Source organism: Solihabitans fulvus (assembly GCF_008386585.1).
GTDB lineage: Bacteria > Actinomycetota > Actinomycetes > Mycobacteriales > Pseudonocardiaceae > Solihabitans > Solihabitans fulvus.
Genome location: NZ_VUOB01000103.1, coordinates 1 through 26,640 on the forward strand (window position 1 = coordinate 1; position 26,640 = coordinate 26,640).

The 26,640-nt window shown below is 70.5% G+C and carries 22 protein-coding genes; 12 read left to right on the forward strand and 10 right to left on the reverse strand.

What is annotated here, in order from left to right:
• Positions 1-143: 143 nt before the first annotated feature.
• The 4 genes from F0L68_RS39475 to F0L68_RS39490 form a co-directional block, all read right to left on the reverse strand.
• The gene (locus tag F0L68_RS39475; RefSeq protein WP_149855043.1) at positions 144-566 is read right to left on the reverse strand and encodes a roadblock/LC7 domain-containing protein; all 423 of its coding nucleotides are present in this window, start codon (positions 564-566) and stop codon (positions 144-146) included.
• Positions 563-3,226 (reverse strand): nitrate- and nitrite sensing domain-containing protein, encoded by a 2,664-nt coding sequence (locus F0L68_RS39480; RefSeq protein ID WP_149855044.1) that lies wholly within the window; start codon positions 3,224-3,226, stop codon positions 563-565. The genes F0L68_RS39475 and F0L68_RS39480 overlap by 4 nt, the downstream gene beginning before the upstream one ends.
• 22 nt (positions 3,227-3,248) lie before the next feature.
• Positions 3,249-4,343: a methyltransferase gene (locus F0L68_RS39485; RefSeq protein WP_276313923.1), complete on the reverse strand. Its 1,095-nt coding sequence runs from the start codon at positions 4,341-4,343 to the stop codon at positions 3,249-3,251.
• Positions 4,344-4,676: 333 nt separating this feature from the next.
• Positions 4,677-5,705: an ABC transporter substrate-binding protein gene (locus F0L68_RS39490; RefSeq protein WP_149855045.1), complete on the reverse strand. Its 1,029-nt coding sequence runs from the start codon at positions 5,703-5,705 to the stop codon at positions 4,677-4,679.
• Between the two features lie 204 nt (positions 5,706-5,909).
• Between F0L68_RS39490 and F0L68_RS39495 the strand changes: the two genes are divergently transcribed.
• Positions 5,910-7,112, forward strand: a complete 1,203-nt coding sequence (locus F0L68_RS39495) for a 4-hydroxybenzoate 3-monooxygenase (protein WP_149855046.1) — start codon at positions 5,910-5,912, stop codon at positions 7,110-7,112.
• Between the two features lie 41 nt (positions 7,113-7,153).
• Here the strand turns inward: F0L68_RS39495 and F0L68_RS39500 are convergent, their stop codons facing one another.
• From F0L68_RS39500 to F0L68_RS39510, 3 genes are read right to left on the reverse strand one after another with little or no spacing between them, the layout of a single operon-like run.
• A complete protein-coding gene (locus tag F0L68_RS39500; protein WP_149855047.1) occupies positions 7,154-8,035 on the reverse strand; it encodes an ABC transporter ATP-binding protein in 882 nt (293 codons plus the stop codon).
• Between the two features lies 1 nt (position 8,036).
• Entirely contained in the window at positions 8,037-8,843 is an 807-nt protein-coding gene (locus F0L68_RS39505) for an ABC transporter permease (RefSeq protein ID WP_149855048.1), read from the reverse strand.
• Positions 8,840-9,607 (reverse strand): ABC transporter permease, encoded by a 768-nt coding sequence (locus F0L68_RS39510; RefSeq protein WP_223199553.1) that lies wholly within the window; start codon positions 9,605-9,607, stop codon positions 8,840-8,842. Before F0L68_RS39510 ends, F0L68_RS39505 begins: the two co-directional genes overlap by 4 nt.
• 402 nt (positions 9,608-10,009) lie before the next feature.
• On the opposite strand from F0L68_RS39510, the gene F0L68_RS39515 reads away from it, so the two are divergent.
• The 5 genes from F0L68_RS39515 (at position 10,010) to F0L68_RS39535 (ending at position 15,918) form a co-directional block, all read left to right on the forward strand.
• On the forward strand, positions 10,010-11,134 hold the full coding sequence (locus F0L68_RS39515) for an XdhC family protein (protein ID WP_149855050.1): 1,125 nt from the start codon (positions 10,010-10,012) through the stop codon (positions 11,132-11,134).
• 194 nt (positions 11,135-11,328) lie between these two features.
• Positions 11,329-11,865, forward strand: coding sequence for a (2Fe-2S)-binding protein (locus tag F0L68_RS39520; RefSeq protein ID WP_149855051.1), 537 nt, complete (start codon positions 11,329-11,331; stop codon positions 11,863-11,865).
• A complete protein-coding gene (locus F0L68_RS39525) occupies positions 11,862-14,225 on the forward strand; it encodes a xanthine dehydrogenase family protein molybdopterin-binding subunit (protein WP_149855052.1) in 2,364 nt (787 codons plus the stop codon). The genes F0L68_RS39520 and F0L68_RS39525 overlap by 4 nt, the downstream gene beginning before the upstream one ends.
• On the forward strand, positions 14,222-15,076 hold the full coding sequence (locus tag F0L68_RS39530) for an FAD binding domain-containing protein (protein ID WP_149855053.1): 855 nt from the start codon (positions 14,222-14,224) through the stop codon (positions 15,074-15,076). Before F0L68_RS39525 ends, F0L68_RS39530 begins: the two co-directional genes overlap by 4 nt.
• Positions 15,077-15,132: 56 nt before the next feature.
• Complete coding sequence (locus F0L68_RS39535) at positions 15,133-15,918, forward strand: SRPBCC family protein (RefSeq protein WP_149855062.1); 786 nt, start codon at positions 15,133-15,135, stop codon at positions 15,916-15,918.
• Positions 15,919-15,925: 7 nt separating this feature from the next.
• Here the strand turns inward: F0L68_RS39535 and F0L68_RS39540 are convergent, their stop codons facing one another.
• Positions 15,926-16,885 (reverse strand): o-succinylbenzoate synthase, encoded by a 960-nt coding sequence (locus F0L68_RS39540; RefSeq protein WP_149855054.1) that lies wholly within the window; start codon positions 16,883-16,885, stop codon positions 15,926-15,928.
• 71 nt (positions 16,886-16,956) lie between these two features.
• On the opposite strand from F0L68_RS39540, the gene F0L68_RS39545 reads away from it, so the two are divergent.
• A complete protein-coding gene (locus F0L68_RS39545) occupies positions 16,957-17,220 on the forward strand; it encodes a ribbon-helix-helix protein, CopG family (protein ID WP_149855055.1) in 264 nt (87 codons plus the stop codon).
• Entirely contained in the window at positions 17,217-17,621 is a 405-nt protein-coding gene (locus F0L68_RS39550; RefSeq protein ID WP_223199554.1) for a type II toxin-antitoxin system VapC family toxin, read from the forward strand. The genes F0L68_RS39545 and F0L68_RS39550 overlap by 4 nt, the downstream gene beginning before the upstream one ends.
• A 65-nt stretch (positions 17,622-17,686) precedes the next feature.
• Here F0L68_RS39550 and F0L68_RS39555 read toward each other — a convergent pair whose 3' ends face one another.
• Positions 17,687-19,348 (reverse strand): DNA repair helicase XPB, encoded by a 1,662-nt coding sequence (locus F0L68_RS39555; protein ID WP_149855056.1) that lies wholly within the window; start codon positions 19,346-19,348, stop codon positions 17,687-17,689.
• Between the two features lie 327 nt (positions 19,349-19,675).
• On the opposite strand from F0L68_RS39555, the gene F0L68_RS39560 reads away from it, so the two are divergent.
• Complete coding sequence (locus tag F0L68_RS39560; RefSeq protein WP_149855057.1) at positions 19,676-20,470, forward strand: LppU/SCO3897 family protein; 795 nt, start codon at positions 19,676-19,678, stop codon at positions 20,468-20,470.
• 80 nt (positions 20,471-20,550) lie between these two features.
• Here F0L68_RS39560 and F0L68_RS39565 read toward each other — a convergent pair whose 3' ends face one another.
• Entirely contained in the window at positions 20,551-21,549 is a 999-nt protein-coding gene (locus F0L68_RS39565; protein ID WP_149855058.1) for an ABC transporter substrate-binding protein, read from the reverse strand.
• A gap of 553 nt (positions 21,550-22,102) precedes the next feature.
• Between F0L68_RS39565 and F0L68_RS39570 the strand changes: the two genes are divergently transcribed.
• From F0L68_RS39570 to F0L68_RS39580, 3 genes are read left to right on the forward strand one after another with little or no spacing between them, the layout of a single operon-like run.
• Positions 22,103-25,357 (forward strand): sensor histidine kinase, encoded by a 3,255-nt coding sequence (locus F0L68_RS39570; protein WP_223199555.1) that lies wholly within the window; start codon positions 22,103-22,105, stop codon positions 25,355-25,357.
• Entirely contained in the window at positions 25,354-25,779 is a 426-nt protein-coding gene (locus tag F0L68_RS39575; protein ID WP_149855060.1) for a roadblock/LC7 domain-containing protein, read from the forward strand. The genes F0L68_RS39570 and F0L68_RS39575 overlap by 4 nt, the downstream gene beginning before the upstream one ends.
• A gap of 28 nt (positions 25,780-25,807) precedes the next feature.
• Positions 25,808-26,578: a DUF742 domain-containing protein gene (locus F0L68_RS39580; RefSeq protein WP_223199556.1), complete on the forward strand. Its 771-nt coding sequence runs from the start codon at positions 25,808-25,810 to the stop codon at positions 26,576-26,578.
• Positions 26,579-26,640 lie beyond the last annotated feature (62 nt).

Sequence of the window (26,640 nt, forward strand, 5' to 3'; positions counted from 1 at the left end):
ACGACGATCTTCGCCGACGTCGCGTCGCGCCGGCCGTTCGACGGGCGCGCGTTCGGCGCGCCGGTTGGCCCAGGCCTTCTCAAGGAGTGCAAGGAACTCGTTACCTTCCCCGACGGTGGTCACGGTCAGCTGGCTCGACGTGCTCAGGTGTGCGTGCCGCTCAGCAGGGCGGCGCGGAGCTCCGGGGTCAGCCGTTCCCCGATGCGCTCCACCAACATCGTCATCTCGTAGGCGATCAGGTCCATGTCGCAGTGCGGCGCGGTGAGCACGGCCAGCGCGGAGCCGTCGCTGACCGACATCAGGAACAGGAAGCCGCGTTCCATCTCGACGATCGTGCTGCCGACCTCGCCGGCGTCGAAGCAGCGCGCCGCGCCGAACGTGAGGCTCACCAGCCCGGAGGTCACGGCGGACAGCTGCTGCGCGCGGTCCACCGGCAGCCCGTGGGAGTTGGCCAGCAGCAGGCCGTCCGCCGACACCACCACGGCGTGCGCCACCTCGGGGACGCGGTGCACGAACTCCGTGATGAACCAGGCGAAGTCGCCGGGCTGCTCGCCAAAGGTGCTCACTGCGCTTCCTCCGAGAACGACTCGGCCGACCTGACGTCCGATGTCCGCTGGTCGGCCGCCGCCGGAATGCGGCCCCGGCGACGGCCCTGCTGGAAGCCGCTCAGCCGGCTGCGGACCGCCCGCGCCGCCGGGCCGGGACCGGTCGCCTTCGGCTGCTGTTCCTGTTGCGGCGCGGCCGATCCCGGCATCAGCTGCGCCTTGGGCACCCGCTTGGGCAGGCCGGTCGCGGTGATTTCGGCCGGGGGCGGCGCGGTGAGCAGCGCGCCGGCGGCCCGCCAGCCCTCGTCGCCGGGGGACTGCCAGTCCGGCTGCGGCTGCGACTTCGGCTCGACGGGCTCGGGCTCCGCAGGCATCGTGTTGGCCGGCACCGTGTTCGCCGGCTCCGGTTCGGGGGCCGCCCGCTCGGCGACCGGCGGCGCGTCGTGCCTCGGGTCGTCGGTGAACCATCTGGACAGCAGGTCCTCGTAGATCGGCAGCCGTTCGGTCACGGGATCGACGTCGACGGGAGCGACGGGCGCGGCGACGTCCGCGACCGGGGTCCCGGCCGACGCGGTCGCCTGCCACACGTCGAACTGGGCGGTGGCGCTCGGCCGGACGGCGTCCCGCGCCGCGCGACCGCGCCGGGGACCGACCCGCGCGCGGTCCGCGACCGGCCGTGCCGCGCGCGGTCCGTCGCCATCGGCCGCGATCAGCTGGGCCGGGATGGAGATGATCGCCCTGGTGCCCCGGTCGAGGAACTCGCTGCTGCGCAACCGAACCGCGATGTCGTGCCGCTTGGCCAGCCGCGCGACGACGTAGAGCCCCATCCGCCGCGACACGGACACGTCGATGTCGGGCGGGTCGGCCAGGCGCGCGTTGGCCTCGGCGAGGTCGCGCTCGGTCATGCCCATGCCCTCGTCGCTGATCTGGATGGCCAGCTCGCCTGCGCGGCGCCGCGCGGAGATGATCCTGATCCTGGTGTCCGGCTGGGAGAACACGGCCGCGTTGTCCAGCAGCTCGGCGACCAGGTGGATCAGGTCGCTCGCCACATGGCCCTGGACCATCGCGTCGGCCATCTTGCCGACGTCGACCCTGGCGTAGTGCTCCACCTCGGAGACCGCCGCGCCGATCAGCTCGCCGACCGACACCGGACGGTGCAGCCGCGCGCCGAGGCCGCTGCCGGACAGGATCAGCAGGTTCTCGCTGTTGCGCCGGATCCTGGTGGCGAAGTGGTCCAGCTCGAACAGGCTGGCCAGCTGGTCAGGGTCCTGCTCGTGCAGTTCCAGCCGGTCGATCACGGCGAGCTGCCGCTGCACGAGGCTCTGACTGCGTCGGGACAGGTTGACGAAGATCGCGTTGACGCTGTCCCGCAGCAGCGCCTGCTCCGTCGCCATCCGGACGGCCTGCTCGTGCACCGCGTCGAACGAGCGGGCCACCTGGCCGATCTCCTCGCGGGTGTGCACGGACACCGGTTCGACGGCGTTCTTGGCCGCAGCGACGGGATCCGGGTCGGCGAGGATGCGGCGGACCGTCGCCGGCAGCCGGGTGTTCGCCACGGCGAGCGCCTCGGTTCGCAGCACCCGCAACGGGTTGAGCAGCGACAGGACCACCACGAGCATCAGCCCGAGCGCGACGAGCAGCGCGGCAAGCACCAGCGCGGCGTCCCTGGTCGCCGAGGCGAGCGCGGCGTCCGCGAGCACCGATGCCTGGTCGCGCAGCGAGCCGAGCAGGTGGTCCTCCACCTTGCGCAGCAGGGTGATGTTGGTGCTGTCCGCCCCGGCGAGCTGGCTGGCCGGGATGGCCAGCGGCGCGCCGAGGCCGGCCTGGATCAGCGCGTCCTGCTTGATCCGCTGGCGGGCGTCCACGTCGGGGCCGCTGACGGTGTCCATGTAGAACTGCCGCTCCTGCGGGGTGGCCACCGCAAGGAAGTCCGCGACCGACGCGGCGAAGCTCGCGTCCTCCTCGCGCGTCTGGTCCAGCTGGCGCGGCCGGAACGCCGAGTGACCCGCGGCGATCTGGAGCAGCGCGTCCTGCTGGGCGGCGTGCTCCTTGGCCTGGGTCACCGCCTGCACGGCGGTCGCCGCGCGGGACAGCGACTGGTCGGTCACCTCGGCGGTGACCTCCCTGCCGAGCTGGACCAGCGCGTCGACGATCGAGGTGTAGGAGGCGTACGCGGCGACGTCGGGGTAGACGCCGTCGTTGACCACGACGCGCAGCGCGGTCAGCCCGTCAAGCCGTTGCAACGCCCGCTGGTAGCGCTCCCTGGTCGCGGGGTCGCGGAACTCCAGCTGGTCGGCCGCCGTGTGCAGGTCGGCGATCGCGGTGTTCGCGCGCTGCAACTGTTCCACGGTCGGTGCCCGGTCCGGCGGCCGGCCTGCGGCGAGGTAGGCGACGACCTGGATGCCCTCGCGTTGCACCTCGTGGATCACGGAGGTGGTCTGCCGCGCGACGTCGACCTGCCGCACGGTGGCCCGGAAGGCGTCCGCGTTGTGCACCTCCGACACGACCCGCAGCCCGCCGAGGGCAAGCGCGGTCAGTGTCGGGACGAGCAGCACGGCCGCGATCTTGCTGCGCAGCCGCCAGTTCCGCAGCCGCCAGCCCGAGTTGGCCGGTGGATTCCGTTTCGTGTCTTGGGTTTCGGGGTTCTCGCCGGGGGTGGGGTCGTGGCCTTCGTCGGACATCCCTGCTGGACCGCCCTGTGCATTACTTGGTTGCGACGAGAATTCCGTGCGGGGTCCAACCCCCGCACCGGATCCTCCGGAAATTCGAGAAGCCGGCCTCGCGGAGGCAGTCCTCGTGTTGCTGCCACGAATAGATCATCCCGCCCTCGGCCGGCAGCGCGGCGAAGTAGACGCTGTCCAGCGCCGCGATGACCGGGCCGTCGCCGGTGTCCTCGGACATCGAGTTGAAGATGACGAGCCGTCCGCCGGGCGGCAGCACGTCGTAGGCCTTGCGCAGCAACGCGGTGTTCTCCTCCAGCGTCCAGATGACCAGCTGGTGCGCGAACATCACGCAGTCGAAGCCCCCGGGGAACGGGTCGGCGAACATGTCGCCGCCGAGCACCGAGACCTGGTCCTGGGCGTCGGCCTCGACGATCTTCTTCTCGGCGATCTCGGTGGTGGCCGGCAGTTCGAACACGGTGACCCGCAGGTGCGGGTTGGCCTTGGCGAGCGCGACGGCGTTGACCGCGTCGCCGCCGCCGCAGTCGAGCAGGCTGGTGGTGTCGGACAGGTCGAGCAGTTCGACGAGATCCCGGTTGGCCAGCTCGGACCACGACCGCATGTACCGGTAGAACACCGATTCGAGGTGCGGGTTCTCGCTGAGCCGGTGGTACAGGTCGCGGCCGGTGCCCGGCACGCGCCGCAGGCCGACGTTGGTGTTCTCGCGCAGGGACTCGGTGAAGTCGAGCTGGCCCTCGTAGACGACGTGCTGCTCGAAGGCGACGGTGTCCCGGAAGCGCTGCCAGTCGTCGCCGGCCATCAGGCCCGCGACGACTGGCGCGGCTCTGTACCGGTCGCCCTCCTTGCTCACCAGGCCGAGCGACGCGCAGCCGAGCAGCAGCACGTCGGTGGCGCGGCCGCGCAGGTTCAGCAGCTCGCCGATCTCGGCCTTGGTCAGCCCGTCGCCGTCCGCGAGTAACTCGAGCAGGCCGAGTTCGCAGGCCGCGTTGAGGTACTGGAAGGCGGCGTGTCCGAACAGGATCCAGGACAGTCCCGCCATGCTCAGCGGGCTGTGAAACGGCGGGAGCGCCGGGTCGGTGCGCTCGTCGATGACGGGTCGATCGGTTCCAGAGGTCATGACAGGGTCCGTCCTTCAATCACAATTGTCCCGTGGGCGTGACTGTGTGAATTCACCTGGCGGTAACGGTGATGCCCCATTCAGTGCATCAGAAGTCTGAACAGCCCTGCCGGTGCGGCCCCCACAGCGCGATAGTTGCTGGAGCACCATTTAGCCATGTTGACATCGGGCACACTAGCGCCACCTGGTCCCCGATTCACTGCGGCAAACGGGTTACCTGCGGCAGGCATGTTCGACGGACGGTTACCGGATCCACGGGTGCTCAATTCGACATTGTTCGGGATGTCGAATGCGGATGCGGGGGACGGCTCCCCGCACCCGCGAAAACGGTGCTCAACCGCCGGAACCGGCCACCAGCATCGGCTGCACGTCGACCTGCCGGTCGAGCATGCCGTAGCTGCGCATCAGCGTGGTGACCCTGGTCAGCCTGGTCGCGTCGAGGCTCGTCGGGTACACGCCGAAGTGCACAAGGCCGGCCGTCTCCTTGTCGATCTTGGCGTACTCGGGCAGCAGTTCCTCGACGACGGACCGCTGGGCGGCGTCCTGCTGCCCCCTGGCCAGCGCGCGCTGGAACGCGGCGACCGTCTTCGGGTCCGCGCTCGCCACCTTGCCGCTCGTGCCGTAGCCGGCGATCGGCAGGTCGGCGATCGGGCCGGACATGGTGTCCACCGCGGGGATCGCGCCTGCCGTCCGCTCGGCCTGGGTGATGAACGGTTCCACCATGAACGCGGCGTCGACCTGCTTGTTCGTCAGCGCGGCCGTCATGTCGGGGAAGGGGAACTCCTTGAAGGTGACGCTGGCCGGGTCGACGCCGTTGGCCTGGAGCGTCGCCCGCACGGCCAGCTCGGCGATGTTCTTGAAGGTGTTCACGCCGATCGTCTTGCCGGCCAGGTCCTTGGGGCCCTTGACGGGCGAGTCGGCCGAGGCCATCACGAGGAACATGTCGTTCTTGCCCTGGTAGCCGTCGGCCACCAGCTTGATGCCGTCGACGGCCTTCGCCGCGCCCTTGGCCTCCGCGGCGAAGAAGGACACCCAGTTGCCGAAGGTGAAGTCGAGGTCGCCGCTGATCAGCCCGGTGATCCCGGCCGCGCCGCCCTGGATGGTCTTCAGCTCGACGTCGAGGCCCTCCTGCTTGAAGTAGCCACGCTTCTGCGCGATGAACACCGGCGCGTCGTCGATCACCGGAATGACGCCGATCTTGATTGTGCTTTTCTCGACCCGGCCGGAGCTGTTGTTGTCGGCGGCGGACTTGGATCCGAGCAGCCCGCAGCCCGAGGTCGCGGCGAGCGTCAGGATCGCGGCCAGCGTGCCGACGATCATGTGAATGGGGCGCGATGCGGTGCGGCCGACTGTGCGGGCCATACGGCACTCTCCTGCTGACATTGCGTTGACGGGGAGTTCAACGACGGGACAGGTTATTGCCTCACTACCCACGGTTGCCAAGGGTCCGGCGAATACTGGACCAAATGACACCCGTACGCCTCAGTCGGGGAGTTTGTCGCCGCTCCTACACTCCTTCGGTCATCGTCGGTGTGTTGGAGTGGTCCGATGAGGGGATATAACTCGATGAATGCGCCCACAAATACCGCAGTCGGCGTGGTCGGAGCCGGTCCGGCAGGTCTGGCGGTGGCCAACCTGCTGAACCGGGCCGGCATCGACTGCGTCGTGCTCGAACGGCACAGCCGCGCGCACCTGGAGCAGCGGGCCCGCGCAGGCATGCTGGAGCACCGCGCGGTGCGCATGCTGGAGCGGCACGGGCTGGCCGACCGGTTACTCGCCTCGGCCGCCCGGCACGACACCTGCGAGTTCCGAGTGGAGGGCAGGCGCTTCCAGGTGTCCTACGCGGACCTCTACGGCGGCCGGACCCACTACGTGTACCCGCAGCAGGAGGTGGTGAAGGACCTCATCGGCGCGTTCCTCGACGGCGGCGGCGACATCCGGTTCGAGGCGGACGACGTCGCGCTGCACGACCTCACCACCGACCGGCCCTCGCTCACCTGGCGGGACAGGGAGTCCGGCCGCGAGCGCCGGATCGCGTGCGACTTCGTGGCGGGCTGCGACGGGTTCCACGGCGTGTGTCGACCGTCCATTCCGGACGGTGCCGTGCTGGAGTTCGTGCACCAGCACGGCATCAACTGGCTGAGCATCCTCGCCGAGGCGCCGCCGTCGACGGACTGCGTGATCTACGCGTTGCACCAAGACGGCTTCGCGGGGCACATGCTGCGCAGCCCGACGGTGAGCCGCTACTACCTCCAGGTGCCCGTCGGCGAGGACGTGGCCAACTGGCCGGACGAGCGGGTCTGGGCGGAACTGCACAAGCGGCTCGCGGTGGCCGACGGCGACTGGCGGCTGACCGAGGGAAAGATCGTGGACAAGCGCGTGCTCGACATGCGCAGCCACGTCACCGAACCCATGCGGTACGGCGGCCTCTTCCTGGTCGGCGACGCTGCGCACATCGTCACCCCGGTTGGCGCCAAGGGCATGAACCTCGCCCTGCACGACGCCGAGGTGCTGGTCGACGCGTTCACCGCGTACTACCGGGACGGCGACGACACCGGCCTGGACGGCTACTCGGCGGCCTGCCTGCGGCGCGTGTGGCGGGCGCAGGAGTTCTCCCAGTGGATGACCTTCATGCTGCACAGCCCCGGCGCGGGTCAGGGCGACAGCCAGACGTTCCTCGGCAGGCTCGCGCAGGCGCGGCTCGATCACCTGATGACCTCGCCCGCCTACGCGGCCTCGTTCGCCGAGAACTACGTCGGGGTGGAGTGACGGCACCGGCCCCCCGACGGCAAGGCTCCCGACGGTGCCGGTCAGGTCGTCGTGGCGCGGCGCCCCGTCTCGGCGCGCTCGGCGTCGGCCCACCGGCTGGCCACGGTCTGGCCGTCCTCGGCCTGGTTCGCCGAGGTGACTGGCTTCGTCGACCTGGGCCGGCCGCCGTGCAGCAGCCGCGCGGTCTCCGACCGCAGCGTCACGAACGCCTCCGACTCACGCGTGGTGATCTGGTCGCGCTCGCGCGGCAAGTCGACCGTCAGGTCCGCGACCACCTTCGACGGCGCGCCAGACAGCACGAGGATCCGGTCGCCGAGGTAGACGCTCTCGTCGATGTCGTGCGTGACCACCAGCACGGTGCTCGCGTGCTCGCGCGTCACCCGCAACAGCAGGTCCTCCAGCTCGAACCGGGTCTGCGCGTCGACGGAGGCGAACGGCTCGTCCATCAGCAGCAGGGCGGGACGGTAGGCCAGCGCCCTGGCGATCGCCACGCGCTGCTGCATGCCACCGGACAGCTGCCAGGTGTACTTGCCGCCGACGCCGGACAGCCCAACCCAGTCGAGCGCCTCGGCCGCCCTGGCCTGCCGCTCGGCCCTGCCGAGCGAGCGGCGCAGCGGGAACTCGACGTTGCGCTGCACCGTGAGCCACGGGAACAGCGAGCGGCTGTAGTCCTGGAACACCACCGCCAGGTCGTCCGGCACGCCCTGCACCGGGCTGCCGTGCAGGGTCGTGCTGCCCCGCGTCGGGCTGATCAGCCCGGCGATCGACCGCAGCAGCGTCGACTTCCCGCAACCGGACGGCCCGACGACGCAGACGAGTTCCCCGGCGTCGACGGTGAAGGAGACCCCGCCGATCGCCTCGTGCACGCCGTCCTTGGCCCGATAGCTGTGGCCCAGGTCGGTCACTTCCAACATCGTTGGCACGTCAGTCTCCTGCGGTTGTGGGCTTGACGACGAACTCCTGCCTCGGTTGCCAGGCAAGCATTCGCCGTTCGACGGTGAGTAGTGCGGTGTTGAGGAGGTAGCCGAGCACGCCGAGTAGCGCGATGCCGGCCCACAGCTGCGGGAAGTCGAACTCCCGTTGCGCGACAAGAAGTTTGAAGCCGATGCCGTTGGTCGAGCCGACCAGCTCGGACACCACCATCAGCACCAGCGACAGCGACAGGCTGACCCGGAGCCCGGCGAAGATCTTCGGCAGCGCGCCTGGCAGCACGACACCGAGGATCCACTGCGCCCTTGGGATCCGGAACACGACGGCGGTGTCGGTCTTCGTCGCGTCGATCGACCGCGCGCCGTCGGCGCTGTTGAGCAGGATCGGCCACAGCACGCCGAGGGTGATCGTGGCGAGCTGCATCGGCGTGCCGACCCGGAACAACACCAGGAACACCGGCACGAGCGCGGGCGGCGGCACCGCGCGCGCGAAGGTCAGCAGCGGCCCGAGGTAGTGCCGGGCGACCGGCGACCGGCCGATGGCGACACCGAGGGCGACCCCGAGGACCGCGGCGAGGCCCCAGCCCAGCAGCAGCCGACCGACGCTGGGCAGCACATCGCTGAACACGGCGTCGGACAGGAAGAGCCGGTCGACCGGCCCGGACAGCCAGAGCCCGCTCGCGGTGCCGGCGATCTCGCTCGGCGGCGGGAAGAACGGGTTGTCGGCCAACCTGGCGGCGACCTCCCAGGCGGCGACGAGCGCGGCGAACAGCGCCCAGCGCCGCAGGAACAGGTTCCTCACGACCGGCCCCTGGTCAGCGCGCTCCACCCGAGCAGCCGCCGGCCAGCGCCCTCGAACGCCGCGTTCACCAGGTAGCCGAGGATCCCGGCCAGCACCGTGCCGGCCAGCACCAGATCCATCCGGCCAGCGCCGCTGCCCGCCTCAAGGATGAACTCCCCGATGCCGGGATTGCCGCCCGTCAACAGCTCGGTGCTGACCAGCACCACCAGCGAGGTCGTCGCCGCCAGCCGCACCCCGGTCAGCACGAACGGCAGCGCGCTGGGCAACGCGACCGACAGCAGCACCCGCAGCCGGCCGCAGCCGAACGCGCGCGCGGTCTCCACGAGCAGGCCGTCCAGCTCGTCCAGCGCGTACACCGTGTTGAACAGGATGGGCCACACCGACGCGTACACCGCCAGCGCGATCTTGGTCTCCGGCCCGCTGCCGAGCAGCACCAGCGCCAACGGGATGAGCGCGACCGAGGGAATGGGCCGCAGGAACTCCACCACCGCCCTGGTCGCCTGGCGGACCGCCGGATTGCCGCCGAGCACCAACCCGAGCGGCACCGCGATCGCCGAGGCCACCGCGACCGCGATGACCAGCGCCAGCACGGTGGCGATCACGTCGAGCAGGAAGGTCTCGTCGGCGAGCAGTCCGGCGAGGCCGGCGAGCACCACGGACGGCGGCGGCAGGCTGGCCCTCGGCACCAAGCCGGAGCGCGTGGCCACCTCGCCGAGTGCCAGGAATCCGACCAGGCCGGCCGTGCCACGCGTGAACGCACGCAAGGCGCCTCTCCTCACAGCGTCGCGGCTGAGAGCTCCTAACACAATGACTGTCCGACGGAGTGACGCCCAGGCGGCGCCTCGCGGCGTTGTCGTCGCCCCGCATGGCTCCGCCATGAGGGGCTCCTCCGCCTTGCGAGGCACCACCTGGACGCCACTCCCAGTCGAACGCCATCGTGTTAGGAACTCTTACCCTCGCGAACGGGCACAGCCCGCCGCGAAGACGGCGAGACCGGGGCGGGCGGTCGTCGTCCCCGGCCCTCGGCAGGCCAATCTAGGGTCTCCGCCCGTCGGGCCACAATCCTTTGCCCACCGGGTAAGTCCGCATTGGACCGTTTGGGGGTAACCGGATGGGCTGCCGCCGCGAGGGTGCCACCTGACCCGCTTGCGGGCACAATTCGGACCGTGCGTGATGTGCTGGATGAGCTGGTGCGCCGGTGCGCGGCCGGCGAGACCGTGGCGCTGGGCACGGTGGTCGCCACGTTCCGCTCGGCGCCCCGCCCTCCCGGCACGTCGATGCTGGTCGCGCCCGACGGGACGGTCGCCGGCAGCGTGTCCGGCGGCTGCGTCGAGGGCGCCGTCTACGAGCTGGCGCGCCAGGTGATCGCGGACGGCAGGCCGGTGCTCCAGCGCTACGGCGTGTCCGACGACGACGCCTTCGCCGTCGGCCTGACCTGCGGCGGGATCCTGGACGTCTACGTCGAACGGGTGAACGTGGCGTCGTTTCCCGAGCTGCCGAGGCTGGCCGCGTCGGTGCGGGCAGAGGAACCGGTCGCGGTGGCCACCGTCGTCGCCCACCCCGACCAGGCGCGGCTCGGCGCGCGCATGGTGGTCTGGCCGGACCGGATGGCAGGCGGGCTCGGCTCGGACCGGGTCGACGACGCCGTCGCCGACGACGCGCGCGGCCTGCTCGCCACCGGGCGCAGCGGCTCGCTGCACTACGGCCCGGACGGCCAGCGGCGCGGCGAGGGCATGACGGTGTTCGTCAACTCCTTCGAGCCGCCGCCGCGCATGCTCGTGTTCGGCGCGATCGACTTCGCCGCCGCGATGGCGCGGCTCGGCGCGTTCCTCGGCTACCGCGTCACGGTCTGCGACGCGCGCCCGGTGTTCGCCACGGCAAGCAGGTTCCCCGAGGCCGACGAGGTCGTGGTGGACTGGCCGCACCGCTACCTGGCCGCCGAGTCCGCGGGGGGCAGGGTGGACGAGCGGACCGTGGTCGCCGTGCTCACCCACGACCCCAAGTTCGACGTGCCGCTGCTGGAGGTCGCGCTGCGCCTGCGGCTCGGCTACGTGGGCGCGATGGGCTCGCGGCGCACCCACGACGACCGGCTGGCCCGGCTGCGCGCGGCCGGGGTGACCGAGGACGAACTGGCCGGGCTCGCCTCGCCGATCGGGCTCGACCTCGGGGCGCGGACTCCCGAGGAGACGGCGGTGTCCATCGCGGCGGAGATCATCGCGCTGCACTGGGGCGGCGGCGGCGACCGGCTGGCCAACGCCATCGGGCCGATCCACCGGCACCAGTACACCTGAGTTGGCAAGGGCCCACGGACACTGCTCCACCCGCACCAGTGCGCCTGAGTCGGCGCACCAGTACACCCGAGTTGGCAAGGGCCCACGGAATCCGCTGTGTGGCGCAGCGTCGGCGCGGAAGCGGTGGTTGTCCCGGCCGTCGACTGGGGACAGGCTTCCAGGAGTAGTGGGGGGAGAACCTTCCGGGAGGCCCCATGCGCGTCACCGTCATCGTCGACGGGGTCAGCTACTCCGACGACGTCGAACCACGCCTGTTGTTGGTCCACTACCTTCGGGAACACCTCGGCAAGGTCGGCACGGTGGTCGGGTGCGACACCAGCAACTGCGGCGCCTGCACCGTGCACCTCGACGGCAGGAGCGTGAAGTCCTGCTCGGTGCTCGCCGTGCAGGCCGACGGACGCGAGGTCGCCACCGTCGAGGGCCTGGCCCGCGACGGTCGGCTGCACCCGGTGCAGCAGGCGTTCCACGACAACCACGCGTTGCAGTGCGGGTTCTGCACCCCCGGCATGATCATGCAGGCCGTCGACCTGCTCGCCGACGACCCGGACCCCGACGAGGAGGCGGTGCGCGCCGGCCTTGAGGGAAACCTCTGCCGCTGCACCGGATACCAGAACATCGTCCGCGCGGTGCTCGACGCGGCGCGCCGGATGAGCCCTGGTGCAGGCCCGGAGGCCGAACGGCTCACGGACGAGGCCGCGCAGGTCACGCACGTCGCGGGCGGTGGACAGTGACCGCCGCCGTCGAGGCCGAGGTCGGCAGGGCCCGGCGCCGCAAGGAGGACGCGCGCCTGATCACCGGCCGCACCAGGTGGACCGACAACCTGACCCTGCCCGGCATGCTGCACCTGGCCATCCTGCGCAGCCCCGTCGCGCACGCGCGCATCGCCGCCGTCGACACCTCCGCCGCCGAGGCCATGCCCGGCGTGCTGGCCGTGCTCACCGGCGTCGACCTGGCCAAGGAACAGGGCAGCATGGGCTGCGCGTGGCCCGTCACCCCGGACATGGCCGCGCCGCAACACCCCGCCATGGCGGTGGACACCGTGCGGTACGCAGGCGAGGCCGTCGCGCTGGTCGTCGCCGCGAGTGCTTACCAGGCAAGGGATGCGCTCGACGCGATCGACGTCGAGTACGCGGACCTGCCGGTGGTGCTCGACGTGACGAGGGCGCTGGCCGCCGACTCGCCGCTCGTGCACCCCGAGTTCGGCAGCAACCGCTGCGCCACCTGGGTGTTCGACTCCGCCGAGGCCGGCACCGGCGGCGAGACCGCGCCGGCCATCGCCGACGCGGAAGTCGTGCTGCGCCGCAGGTTCCGGCAGCAGCGGATCATCCCGGCGTTCATGGAACCCCGCTCGGTGCTCGTCGACCCGACCGGCGACCAGGTCACCATGTGGTCGGCCACCCAGGTGCCGCACATTCTGCGGATGATGCTCGCGGCGACCCTCGGGCTGCCAGAACACAAGCTGCGGGTGATCGCGCCGGACGTCGGCGGAGGCTTCGGCGGCAAGCTCCAGGTGACGCCGGAGGAGGTGCTGGTCCTGTTGGCGGCGCGCAGACTGGGCCGTCCGGTCAAGTACACCGAGACCCGCTCGGACTCGATGCTGTCCTGCCACCACGGCAGGGACCAGTTCCAGGACCTGACGCTGGCGGCGCGGCCGGACGGGACCATCACCGCGCTGGAGGTCGAGCTGCTCGCCGACCTCGGCGCGTACCTCGGGCTGCTCACGCCCGGCATCCCGCTGCTCGGCGCCTTCATGTTCAACGGTATCTACCGGATTCCGGCGTACCGGTTCACCTGTACCAGCGTGTTCACCAACAAGATGTACACGGACGCGGTGCGCGGCGCGGGGCGGCCGGAGGCGACCTTCGGCATCGAGCGGATGATGGACGAACTGGCCGCCGAGCTCGGGCTGGACCCGCTGGAAGTCAGGCGGCGCAACTGGATCGGGCATGAGCAGTTCCCGTTCACCACCGTCGCCGGGCTCACCTACGACTCGGGCAACTACGAGGCCGCGACCGACCGCGCCACCGAGCTCTTCGACTACCAGGGCCTGCGCCGCGAGCAGGCGAGGCGGCGCGAACAGGACGACCCGACGCTGCTGGGCATCGGCGTGTCCACCTACACCGAGATGTGCGGCATCGCGCCGTCGAAGGTGCTCGGCTCGCTGTCCTTCGGCGCGGGCGGCTGGGAACACGCGGCGATCCGGATGCTGCCGACCGGCAAGGTCGAGGTCGTCACCGGCTCCTCGCCGCACGGACAGGGGCACGAGACGGCGTGGAGCCAGATCGTGGCCGACCGGCTCGGCGTGCCGTTCGAGGACGTCGAGGTGCTGCACGGCGACACCCAGATCTCGCCGCGCGGCATGGACACCTACGGTTCGCGGTCGCTCGCCGTCGGCGGGGTGGCCGTGCTGCTCGCGGCGGATCGCGTGCTGGACAAGGCGCGCCCGGTCGCCGCGCACCTGCTCGGCTGCGCTGCCGAGGACCTCGACTTCGCGGCGGGGCGGTTCACGGCGCGGGGCACCGAGAACGGCGTCAGCATCCAGGAGGTGACCGGCGCGGTGTTCGCCGCGCACGACCTGCCGGACGGCTTCGAGCCGAACCTCGACGCGCAGGCCACCTTCGACCCGGAGAACTTCTCGTTCCCGCACGGCACGCACCTGTGCGCCGTCGAGGTGGACACCGAGACGGGCGCGGTGAAGATCCGTTCCTATGTCTGCGTCGACGACGTCGGCACCGTGGTGAACCCGCTCATCGTGGACGGCCAGGTGCACGGCGGTGTCGTGCACGGCATCGCGCAGGCGCTGTTCGAGGAGGCGAGCTACGACGAGCTTGGCAACCTCACCACCGGCACGTTCGCGGACTACCTGCTGCCAACGGCGGCCGACCTGCCGCACCTGGTGACCGACCGGACGGTGACCCCGGCGACGTCGAACCCGTTGGGCGCCAAGGGCGTCGGCGAGTCCGGGACCATAGCGGCGACCCCGGCGGTGGTGAACGCGGTGGTCGACGCGGTCCGGCACCTCGGCGTCACCGACATCGAGATGCCGTGCACGCCGCAGCGGGTGTGGCGGGCCATCGGAGGTGGCGCATGATCCCCGTGGCGTTCGACTATCTCGCACCGTCCACAGTGGACGAAGCGGTGCGCGCACTCGTCGACGCCGGTGAGGACGCCAAGGTCCTTGCCGGTGGACAGAGCCTGCTGCCGGTGCTGCGGATGCGGCTCGCCGCGCCGTCCATGGTGGTCGACCTGTCCAGGGTCGGCGAGCTGCGCGGCGTCCGCGAGGAGGGCGACGAGCTGGTGATCGGAGCCATGACCAGCCATCACGACGTGCTGCGGGACCAGCTGGTGCGGACGCACGCGCTGCTGCTGGCCGAGGCGACGACGACCGTGGCCGATCCGCAGGTGCGGCACCGGGGGACGCTGGGCGGCGCGCTCGCGCACGCCGACCCGGCCGGTGATCTGCCGGCCCCCGTGCTCGCGTTGGGCGGGGACGTGGTGCTGGCCGGCCCGACCGGTCGCCGGACGGTGCCGGTGGAGCGGTTCTTCGTCGACTACTTCACCACCGAGTTGGCGCAGGACGAGCTGCTGGTGGAGATCCGGCTGCCCAAGCGGACCGGCTGGGGCGCGCGGTACGAGAAGTTCAGCCGCGTGGCGCAGGCGTGGTCGACGGTCGCGGTCGCGGCGACGGTGCTCGTGCGGGACGGCCGGTTCGTCGAGGCGAAGGTCGCGCTGACCAACATGGGCGCGGTTCCGGTGCGGGCCTATGCCGTCGAGGAGGCGCTGGTGGGCGGCTCGGCCGACGCCGACGCGATCCACGCCGCGGCGCGCCACGCGGCCGAGGGAACCAACCCGACCAGCGACGCGTCCGCCGATGCCGAGTACCGCCAACACCTGGCCCGCGTCCTCACCGCAAGGGCGCTGACCGCGGCGGCCGCCGTCTGACGGCCGGGCGGCCTGCCACGTTTCGCGTGCCACGTTCGACAGAGGAGATGGGCGAGTTGCAACTGGAACATCGGTTCTCGGTGCCGGCGCCCGTGTCGGTCGTGTGGGCGGCGCTGCTCGACCCGGCACGGGTGGCGCCGTGCCTGCCGGGCGCGTCGCTCGCCAGCGTGGAGGGCCAGCGCTTCACGGGCACGGTGCGGGTGAAGGTCGGGCCGATATCCTTGACGTACAAGGGTTACGGTGAGTTCGTCGAGACCGACGAGGGTGCGAGGACGCTCGTCATCGAGGCGTCGGGCCGGGACGTGCGCGGAAACGGCACGGCGGCCGCAAAGGTCGCCGTGACACTGACCAGCGCGCCGGACGACCCCGCCCCGGCCGACCACCCTTCGGCCGACTCCCCTTCAGCTGACTCCCCGGGCGACCCCTCCGGTGACTCTCCGAGTGGCGCGTCCGATCGCCCGTCGGCCGGCGCTTCGGACGGCGCGTCCGATGGCGTCGACCGCGCGAGGATGCGCACCAATGCCGAGGTGCGCACCGACCTGAGCGTCACCGGGCGTCCGGCGCAGTTCGGGCGCGGCCTGATCGGCGAGGTCGGCGGCAGAATCCTGGAGTCGTTCGCGGCGAACCTGGCCGACGTGCTGTCCGGTGCCGCCGCCGACGAGCCGGCCGCGGCACCGTCAGCGCGCCCCGAGCTACGAGTGGTCAGCCCGCGCCAGCCGGACGCCGAGCCGCTCGACCTGTTGCGCACGGCGGGTTCGCCGGTGTTGCGGCGCGTGGGGCCGGTCCTGGTGGCGCTGTTGGTGTTGGTGGTTCTGTGGCGTCGCCGTCGGCGGAGGTTCTAGCGGGAAGCTATGCGGTTCGGACTCGGCTCAGCCGGTCCAGCCAGCGGGTGCGGGTTTCCCGGTCGGCCTCGGTGGTGTCGAACATGTCCGGCTCTGGTGCGGTGGTCGGTACCGGGAGCCAACCGTCGGTCGGGGCTAGCGGCGTGGTCGTCACGTCGTTGGTCAACAGCGACAATGTGCCCAGCCCGCAGGCGAAGTCCAGTCCGGGCAGTGCGGCCGCCAGGGCCAGGCCGGCGGCCAGCCCGACGCTCGTCTCCACCGCGGAGGACACCACGCAGGGCAGCCCGCACGCCTCGGCGACGGCCAGTGCGCGTCGTACCCCGCCTAGTGGGGCGACCTTGAGCACCGCGATGTCGGCGGCTCCGGCGACCGCGACGCGGAGTGGGTCCTCGGCCCGGCGGATCGACTCGTCGGCGGCGATCCGCACGTCCACGCGGCGTCGCACCTGAGCGAGCTCCTCGATGCTGCGGCAGGGCTGTTCCACGTACTCCAACCCGCCGGCCGCGCTGTCCAGCTCACCGATGGCATGCACGGCCTCGTCCACCGACCAGGCCATGTTCGCGTCCACCCGCACCGCCCCGGACGGCCCGAGTGCGTCCCGCACGGCCGCGACCCGCTCGCAGTCCTCGGCGAGCGTCGAGCCGGGGTCCGCGACCTTGACCTTGGCCGTCCGGCAGCCCGACCGCGCGGTGATGTCGTGCGCCCGCTCCGCCGACACCACGGGAATGGTGCAGTTGATAGGGATCCGGTCCCGCAGCGGCGTCGGCCAACCGTCCATAGTGGACTCGATGGCCGAAGCGAGCCAGGGCGCGGCCTCGGTGTCCGAGTAGTCGAGGAAGGGGCTGAACTCGCCCCACCCGGCCGGCCCACGCAACAACACGCCCTCGCGCACGGTGATGCCCCGAAAGCGGTTGCGCATCGGGATCGCGTACACCCGCGCTGCCTCGAAATCGACTGAGTTCGTCATCGCCGCCCATGCTGCCAGGCTGCGGTGCGGCCACCCTGACGGCGTGCGCCATACCGCAGTATGGTGGCGGCATGGTGACGAAGAAGGTGACCATCACACTGCCCGAAGAGGTGGTGGAGAAGGTGAGTGAGCTGGCCAGATCCGCCGGCCTCCCGGTCTCCACCTACCTCACGCGGCTCGCGGAGCACCACATCCGTGTTAACGACGGCCTGGCCGCCATGCGCGAATGGGAGGCCGAATACGGCGCGCCTTCCGCCGAGGCGGAGGCATGGCTGGCAGACCATATCAAGCGCATTGACATGGAGATGCAAGAGCCGCACGCGGAGACCAGTTGAGCAAGCTGCCACAGATGCCGGTGGTCTACGCCGCAGGCGCGCTACTCGCGGCTGAACGGGGCGACGATCGGTTTCAGACCCTGCATCTGCACTGCCTGAGCCAGGAGATCTGCCCCATCGTGCCGGCTCCCGTGTTGGCTCAGGTATGGCGAGACGGCGCGCGTCAGGCCAGACTCTCCCGTGCGCTCCGAGGGTGCGTGGTCGAACCGACCAGCGAGGTCGTGGCCCGCAATGCGGGAGTTCTCCTTGGGCGGAGCGGCACATCGGATGCGGTCGACGCGATCGTCGTGACCACCGCCATCCATCATGCTGCGCTCGTCGCGACCAGTGATCCCGACGATCTGAATCTGCTGTGGGGCGTCTCGGGAGCGCGCAGGAAGCTCTCCATGTTCGCGTTCTGACGGCCACTCCGTGAGCTGGAACGCGCTGCCACGGCGGCACGTTTCGGCTCACGGAGTGGGCGGCCTCAGCCCACCTCGGGAAGCTTCGGGCCCAACAGGTCGTCGGCGTCCACGATCTTGTACGCATACCCCTGCTCGGCAAGGAACCGCTGCCGGTGCGCGGCGTAGTCGGTGTCCAGGGTGTCCCGCGACACCACCGAGTAGAAGTGCGCCTGGCGGCCGTCTCCCTTGGGGCGCAACAACCTTCCCAGTCGCTGCGCCTCCTCCTGTCGCGAGCCGAACGTGCCGGACACCTGAACCGCGACGGACGCCTCCGGCAGGTCGATGGAGAAGTTCGCCACCTTGGACACCACGAGTGTGCGCAGCTCGCCCCGGCGGAACCGGTCGAACAGCTCCTCGCGCTCCTTGTTCTTCGTCGAACCCTGCACGATCGGCGCGTCGAGCGCCGCGCCCAGCTCCTCCAGCTGGTCCAGGTACGCGCCGATCACCAGCGTCGGCTCCTCGGGGTGCGCGTCCAGGATCGCCCTGACCACCGGCAGTTTCGTGGCAGCCGTCGCGCACAGCTTGTAGCGCTCCTCCGGCTCCGCCGTGGCATAGGTGAGCCGCTCGTGGTCGGTCAGCGTGACCCGAACCTCGGTGCACTCGGCAGGCGCGATCCAACCCTGGGCCTCGATGTCGCGCCACGGCACGTCGAAACGCTTGGGGCCGATCAGGGAGAACACGTCGCCCTCCTGGCCGTCCTCGCGCACGAGCGTCGCAGTCAGCCCCAGCCTGCGCCGGGACTGGAGGTCCGCCGTCATCCGGAACACCGGCGCGGGCAGCAGGTGCACCTCGTCGTAGATCACCAGGCCCCAGTCGCGGGAGTCGAACAGCTCCAGATGCCGGTACTCGCCCTTGGTCTTGCGCGTGATCACCTGGTAGGTCGCGATGGTGACCGGCCGAATCTCCTTGCGCTCGCCCGAGTACTCGCCGATCTCGTCCTCGGTGAGCGACGTGCGGGCGATCAGCTCACGCTTCCACTGCCGGCCGGCGACGGTGTTGGTGACCAGGATCAGCGTGGTGGCCTGCGCCTCGGCCATCGCGGCCGCGCCGACCAGCGTCTTGCCAGCCCCGCACGGCAGCACGACCACGCCGGACCCGCCAGCCCAGAACGCCTGCGCAGCCTGCCGCTGGTACTCGCGCAGCTGCCAACCGTCCTCGGCCAGCTCGATCGGGTGCGCCTCACCATCCACGTAGCCCGCGAAGTCCTCGGCCGGCCAACCGACCTTCAACAGCAGCTGCTTGAGCCTGCCGCGCTCGCTCGGGTGCACGATCACGGTGTCGTCGTCGATGCGCGCCCCCAGCATCGGGGCGATCTTCTTGTGGCGCAGCACCTCCTCGAGCACCGCGCGGTCCAGCGAGGACATCGTCAGGCCGTGCGTGGGGTGGTTCACCAGCTGGAGTCGGCCGAACCGACCCATGGTGTCCACCACGTCGACCAGCAGCGGCTGCGGCACGGGATAGCGGGAGTACCGGACCAGGGCGTCGACGACCTGCTCGGCGTCGTGCCCGGCGGCCCGGGCGTTCCACAGCGCCAACGGCGTGACCCGGTAGGTGTGCACGTGCTCGGGGGCACGCTCCAGCTCGGCGAACGGCGCGATGGCGACGCGCACCTCGTCGGCGAGCGGGTGGTCGACTTCCAGCAGCAGGGTCTTGTCGGACTGCACGATCAGCGGGCCGTCGGTCACGGTGCGGGTGCTCCTCCCCGTAGCGGTCTCACCAGTGTCCCAACAAGGCAACCGCCGCGAACAATCCCGTCCGGGTAGTTAGCGGGACCCACCGCACATCTGGAGTGCAGTTTGGGAGATCCTGCGCACATCAGGCGGCGTTTGGTAACTCAACGCAGTCGCCTGAACACGCGAAACACCGTCACGTAACCGGTTCACCAAGAATTCTGCACGAGAAGGCACAACAATCCGGGCGAACTCGCGAAAAGCCGGTGCGAAGGGACGCGTGGGGGCTAAGTTCTGCCCGCCTCACCTGAAACGGTGAGTGGATTATCGAAGGGAACGCCAGTGACCACGCCCCCCAACCAGCCTCCGCAGCCGGGCCCGTACGGCCCGCCCCAGGGCTTCCCGCCGCCGGCGGGCCAGCCGGGGCAGCAGCCGGGCTTCCCACCACCGGGTCAGTCCGGCTTCCAGCAGGCTCCGGCGCCTGGCCGGTCAGGCTTCCAGGACGCACCCCCTCAGCCGGGCTTCCAGCAGGCGCCCGGCCAGCCGGGCCCGATGCCGGGGCAGCCAGGGTTCGGTCCGATGCCCGGCCAGGGCGGGTTCGCGCCAGCGCCGGTCGCACCCGGCCCGCAGTCCGGCAACAAGAGCAAGGTCATCCGGATCGTCGCCGCCGTCGTGGTGCTGGTGCTGATCGGTGGAGGCTTCTACCTGTACAACAAGACGTCCCCCTCGGCGGCCGGCCCGGGTGACTGCATCAAGGTCAACTCGGTCAGCACGAACAACGCGAGCGTCGACAAGATCGACTGCGGCAGCTCGGAAGCCGCGTTCAAGGTCGCGATCAAGCTCGACAACGCGAGCGGCAACTGCCCCAACGACAACTACATCGCCTACATGCAGAGCGGTGGTCGCGGCAACAGCAAGTTCACTCTCTGTCTCGCGCTGAACGGCAAGGTCGGTGACTGCTTCAAGGCCGAGGACGCCGGCCTGAGCACGAAGGTGACGAAGGTGGCCTGTTCGAGCGGCACGCTCAAGGTCGCGAAGGTCAACGACGGCAAGGCGGACGAGTCGCTGTGCGATCAGGGCCAGGAGCCCGTGACGTACCCGACTCCGCCGCAGACGATCTGCATCGAAAAGGCTTAGCGGCCCCTGGTTTTCATGGCTGTCACAAAGGGCGCCTTCGGGACACTGAATGTCCTGAAGGCGCCCTTTGTGTAGAGGTGCTAGTTGCCGACGCCAGGGGGCAGGAGCTGCTGGACGTCCAGGCGGTTGTTGAGGAAGCCGAGGTTGTTCATCAGGTCGGCGACCCGCTGCAACCGGATGGGGTTGAGCGAGAGCGGGAACGTGCCGATGGACACCAGCGCGGCGTCCGAGCTGTCCACACCCGCGTAGGTCGGCAGCGCGTCCTGCACGAGGAGCGGGCTGTTGCCGGCTCGCTGCTGCGCCTCCTGGAGCGCGGACCGGAACGCGGCGAGGGTCTTCGGGTTGGCGTCGGCGAACTTCTTGCTCGCCGCGTAGCCCGACATCGGGAAGTTCTGGGTCGCGCCGCGCGCCGCATCGGTGACGATCCGCGCGCCGACCTGCTTCTGCGCCTGCGTGATGTAGGGCTCGACCATCCACGCGGCGTCCACGGTGCCAGCCTTGAGCGAGTTGATCATGTCCGAGGACGCGGTCGGCACGAAGGTGATGTTGTTCGGGTTGACCTTCGCGACGCCGAGCACGGACTTCGTGGTCAGCGCGCCGAGGTCCCGGTCGGAGTTGACCGCGATCTTCGGCTTGTCCTTGGCGCCGGCGTCGTCGTAGCGCGAGCCCGGCATGGCCACCAGGGCCATGGTGTTTGCCGCGGCCTGGTAGGCCTCGCCCTCGACCTGGAGCTTCTGGCCCTTGTCGGCCGCGCGGAACATGCTCACGTGGCTGGCCCAGACCAGTTCGACCGCGCCGTTCTCCAGCTGGTTGAGGGCCTCGTCCTCGCTCGGCTCCTCGACCAGTTGCAGGTCGAGGCCCGCGTTCTTGAACACGTCGTTGAGCGACATCCGCAGCGGGGCGATGTCGACGACCTTCATCACCCCGACCCGCAGCGTTGGGCGTTCCAGCTGCGGCGCGGCGGCCTGCTGTGTGGTCGAGAACATGCCGCAACCGGCGGTCGCGGACAGCACGGACACGGTGAGCGCGGATGCCAGCAGGGCAGTCGCGCGTCGACCGCGTCGAAGTCGGTAGGACATGGCACCTCTCGCCGGTGGGCGCTCGGTCGAGTCGCGTGAGTGTCGCCACAAGCCGCGCCGCTCGCGGACCGTCATCGGCGGCCGCGAACGGATTGAAGAATGCCGACGTCCCGGCATGGTAGCTACCCGGAAGGCTGAAAGAACACCCTGCCTGAACACGGTGAGTACGTCTGGAGGCTTCCCGAGGCGGGGGGTCGACCACTACGCTGCGCGGGCGAGCGGCAGTGGTCGGCGCGGACCGCGTGTCGCCGCAGGCTGGTGCGGTGTGCCTGGCAGACGACACGGCATCTGTGCTGCAATTCGGCCCGTTACGCGAGTCCATGCTCGGCCCGAGGGGAGGGGCCGGGGACACTGCTGCCGGAAGAGGAAGCCCAGGGTGGCCCGACGAGAAAGAGGTCCCAGCCGTACTGGCGTGGGAAAATCACCTCGCGCCGAGAAGCCCGGGACGGGTGACGGGCTGACCACCCAGCGTGATGAGACTACCGGTTCTGACGCCGCGCTGACAGAGGTCCGTCCTGGCACGCCCAGGGACGGCCAGGCCAAGAAGACCGGCATGTGGCGACTGCGGAACTGGCGGCTGCGCACCAAGCTGCTCGCGGTGCTGCTCATCCCCACCATCGCGGCCCTCGCGCTCGGCGGCCTGCGGGTGCGCGGCGACCTCGCCAACGCCGACGATCTGGCCAAGCTCGCCAACGAGGTGCAGCTGGAGAGCAGCGTCTCCACGCTGGTCCAGCAGCTCCAGCGTGAGCGGGACCTCACCGTGAGCTATGTCGCCGCCAAGAACAAGAACACCAACGCGGCGGCCCCGCCGGACCGGACCGTCCTCGAACGGCAGATCAAGCGGGTCAGCGACTCCGTCGACGGGTTCCAGCGCAAGCTCGACGAGCTCGGCGTCAGCCTCCGGCCGGAGACCGCCGACCTCTACAAGCGCACCTCCGACCAGCTGCGCAGGCTCAACAGCCTGCGCAACGCGGTGGTCAGCACCGCGTACCCGTCGGACGCCGTGCTGCGCACCTACACCGACTCGGTCAGCAGCCTGCTCGCCCTCGGCGAGCAGGCCATCGCGACGATCAACGAGCCGGAGCTGGTGCGGCTGCACCTGGCCACCAACGCCATCGCGCGCGCCAAGGAACAGGAGTCCCGCAAGCGGGCCATCCTGCTCGACGCGCTGCAAACCGGCACCCTGACGTCCTCGGGCCAGCGCGCCCTGCTGGCCGCCGACGCCGAGCTGGACGCCGCGCGGAACGACTTCCGCAAGTCGGCGACCCCGGACCAGGCCAAGATCTACGACGACAAGGTCACCGGCGTCATCGTCGACAACGCCAACAACATCGAGGAAGCCGCGCTGACCCGCACCGAGGCCAAGCAGAGCCTCGACGGGCTCACGGCCGAGCGGTGGGACATCGACTCGACGTTGACCGTCAACCTCACCCGCGATGTGAACGACCTGCTGGTCGAGCAGCTCCAGACCAGGACGGACACGCTCGCGAACGACGCCCGCACCTCGGCCATCCGGGACTCCGCGATCGTCCTCGGCGCGCTGTTCCTGGCCCTGCTGATGGCCCTGTTCGTGGCACGCTCGCTGCTCAACCCGCTGCGCGTGCTGCGCCGCACCGCCCTGGAGGTCGCCGACCACCAGCTGCCGGACGCGGTGAAGCAGATCCTCGCCGACCCGAACCCGCAGGACGCCGCCAAGGGCGCGGTGCAGCCGGTGCCGGTGTTCACCCGCGAGGAGGTCGGCCAGGTCGCCAGGGCGTTCGACGCGGTGCACGGCGAGGCCGTGCGGTTGGCGGCCGAACAGGCCCTGCTGCGCGACAACGTCAACTCGATGTTCGTCAACCTGTCCCGGCGCAGCCAGGCGCTGGTCGAGCGCCAGCTGAACCTGATCGACCGGTTGGAGCAGGACGAGCAGGACCCGGACCAGCTGGCCAGCCTGTTCGAGCTGGACCACCTGGCCACCCGGATGCGGCGCAACAGTGAGAACCTGCTGGTCCTTTCGGGCACAGATCTCGGCAGGCGGCTGACCAGGCCGGTGCCGGCCGCCGAGGTCCTCGGCGCCGCGGTGTCCGAGGTCGAGCAGTACGCCAGGGTGCAGGTCGCGCAGACGCCGGAACTCACCGTGCAGGGCCGCGCGGTCAACGACCTCGTGCACCTCGTCGCGGAGCTGCTGGACAACGCGACGGTGTTCTCCGACCCGGCCACCGGCGTGACGGTGCGCACGGCGAAGACCCGCAGGGGCGAGCTGGCCATCGAGATCCAGGACCGCGGCGTCGGCATGCTCGACCAGGAGATCGTCGACGCCAACGAGCGGCTGGCCGACCCGCCGGACGTGGACGTCGCGGTGTCCCGCCGGATGGGCCTGTACGTGGTCGCCCGGCTGGCCAAGCGGCACGACATCACGGTCAAGCTGCGCGCCAACGAGGACATCGAGGGCGGCACCACCGCGCTCGTCGTGGTCCCCGAGGCGCTGGTCGCGGTCGTCGGCGCGCCGCAGCAGAGCCTGCTGTCCCAGCAGTCCATGACGCAGCAGAGCCTGGCGCCGCAGAGCCTGGCGCAGGAGCCGCAGTCGCAGCCCCTGCCCGCGTTCGGCGACACCACGTTCTCCGCCACCCGCAACAGCGGCATCGCGGGCGCGTTCACCGGCACCATGGCCAAGCTCGACGAGAACGGCGCCCCCTCGGTGCGGTTCGTGCAGTCCGAGCACGACGCGGCCGAGGCCGCCGACGCGGCGAGCCTGCCGATGTTCGGCGCGCCGCACGACGACGAGCCCGAGTGGGACAGCGTCGAGCAGCAGCCAGAGCCGGAGCCAGAACCCGGGTCCGAGTACGGCCAGTACGGCGAGTCGACGCTGTTCACGGCCTATGAGGAACGCAACACCGAGGACGAGGCCCCCGGGTTCGAGACCGCCCAGTTCGTCCGGCCCGACCACCTGGTCGACGCGGTCGAGTACGACGCGGAGGAGTACCCGGCCGCCGCGCCGCCGCTGGTGCCGCACGCGTCCTTCGCCGCCCGACTTTCCGACGACTCGCACCCGAACGGCGCCGCGCCGGCGCCGCCAAAGGAGGTCGAGCACGACGTGGATGCGCCGACCGAGCGGCTGCCCATCTACGAAGCGGTGCTGTCCCAGTGGTTCCAGGCCGTCGAGGGGGAGACCCCGCCCTCGCCGTCCCAGGTGGTGCCGCCGGTACGGACCGAGCCTGACCGGGAGCTCCCCGCGCCGACCGCTCCGGCGGCGCCCGAGCCCGTTGTTCCGGTCGAGTCCTCGGTGCAGGAGCCGCCGCTGGCGGAGTCCGGCCTGCCCAAGCGGCGGCCGGCCTCGGCTCTCGCGCAGTCCTCGCTCGGGCAGCGCACGCCCCGCGAGGAGCCGCTCGCCGCGGTGCAGCCGCAGGTCGAACCGCAGGTGGCGGAGCAGCCGGTCGTCGAGGCGGAGCCGGTCGCGGAGGATCTGCCCGCCGCGCCGTCGCCCAAGTCGATGGCCGACGATCGACGGGACGCCTGGCAGTCGCCGGGCGATGAGGGTTGGCAGGCCGCGCAGGCCCTGCTTAACTCCACTCCCGAGGTGGTCACCACGGCGGGCCTGCCCAAGCGGGTGCCAAAGGCTCATCTGGTGCCCGGCTCGGCGGCCCCGGCCAAGTCCCAGACCCAAGCCTCGCCGAGGACTCCGCTTCCGCCGCGATCGCCAGATGCGGTTCGCGGTCGGATGTCGAGTCTTCAGCAGGGTGTCCGGCGAGGTCGCCACGCACTGATAGATGCACACGCTGGCGACCAACCCAGTTCATCGAGCCGGCAAGACGAGGAGCAGGAGTGACGACCGCGTCCGTAACCCAGCCTGGCAGCTTTGGTTGGCTCATCACCGACTTTGTGCGTCGGGTCCCAGGCGTGGCACACGCCGTAGTGGTGTCGGCGGACGGCTTGCTGCTCGCCGGCTCGCAGGGGCTACCCAGGGACCGCGCCGAGCAACTGTCGGCGGTGGCCTCCGGCCTGGTCAGCCTCACGGCTGGCGCAGCGCGCTGTTTCGAGGCCGGTGGTGTGAACCAGACCGTGGTCGAGATGGAACGGGGCTACCTGTTCCTGATGTCGATCAGCGATGGTTCTTGTCTCGCAGTACTCGCAGCACCGAACTGTGACATTGGTCTGGTGGCATATGAGATGACTCTGTTGGTCGAACGAGTAGGCCAGCAGCTCACGCCGGAGTTGCGCGCGCAACTCCAGGGCGTGGTTCGCCGGTAGACCTCGGGGCCTAGGGGGTGGGTGTGAGATGGCAAAGGGATTTGGCGCCGCGGGACGTCGCCTCGGTAGGGACTTCAACTACCAGGAGTGGGCCGTTGGCGGGTTCAACTTCCAGGAGCCGGACGCAAACCAGCCCCAGGACGAGGAAGCGCACGACTCACCCGACCGAGTGCGGGACGAAGCGTACGACTCGTGGCACGAGTTGCCCGACGGCGCGGAGCAGGGGCTAGACGACATGTCTCAGCGTGAGTTGGACGACTCGTCGTACGGATACGACGACGTGCCCAACAGGTTCGACATAGACGGCGGCTACGGCAGCGGTCTGTTCGGCGGTCCCGGCGCGGACCTGTTCGGCCAGCACGGTGTGCCGGACAGCCTGCCCGAGCAGATGCACTACAACGCGATCTCGGGTCCGATGCGCGCCATCGAACCCGAGCCGGAGGAGAACCCGGCTGCCGAGTCGGGTTCGCTGGTGCGCCCGTACACGAGAACGGGCGGACGCACCAGGCCGGACTATGATCTGGCCATCGAGGCTCTGGTCTCCACCAGCGAGCGCGGGATGGAGCGGGACGCCGCGGTGCTCCCGGAACACCGGTCCATCTGCGGACTGTGTGTTGATGCCCGATCCGTCGCCGAGGTCGCCGCGCACCTGCGGCTCCCGCTCGGCGTGGTGCGGGTGCTCATTGGCGACATGGCCAGCATGGGGTTGGTCCTGATCCACCAGGGCGGTCTGGTCGTGGGGGACCGACCCTCCATTGAATTCCTTGAAAGGGTGCTCAGTGGGCTTCGCAGGCTCTAGTCCCCGCGACTCCGCGGACGGGGGCAGGAAGACAGCAACCTCGGCGAAGATCGTCGTGGCTG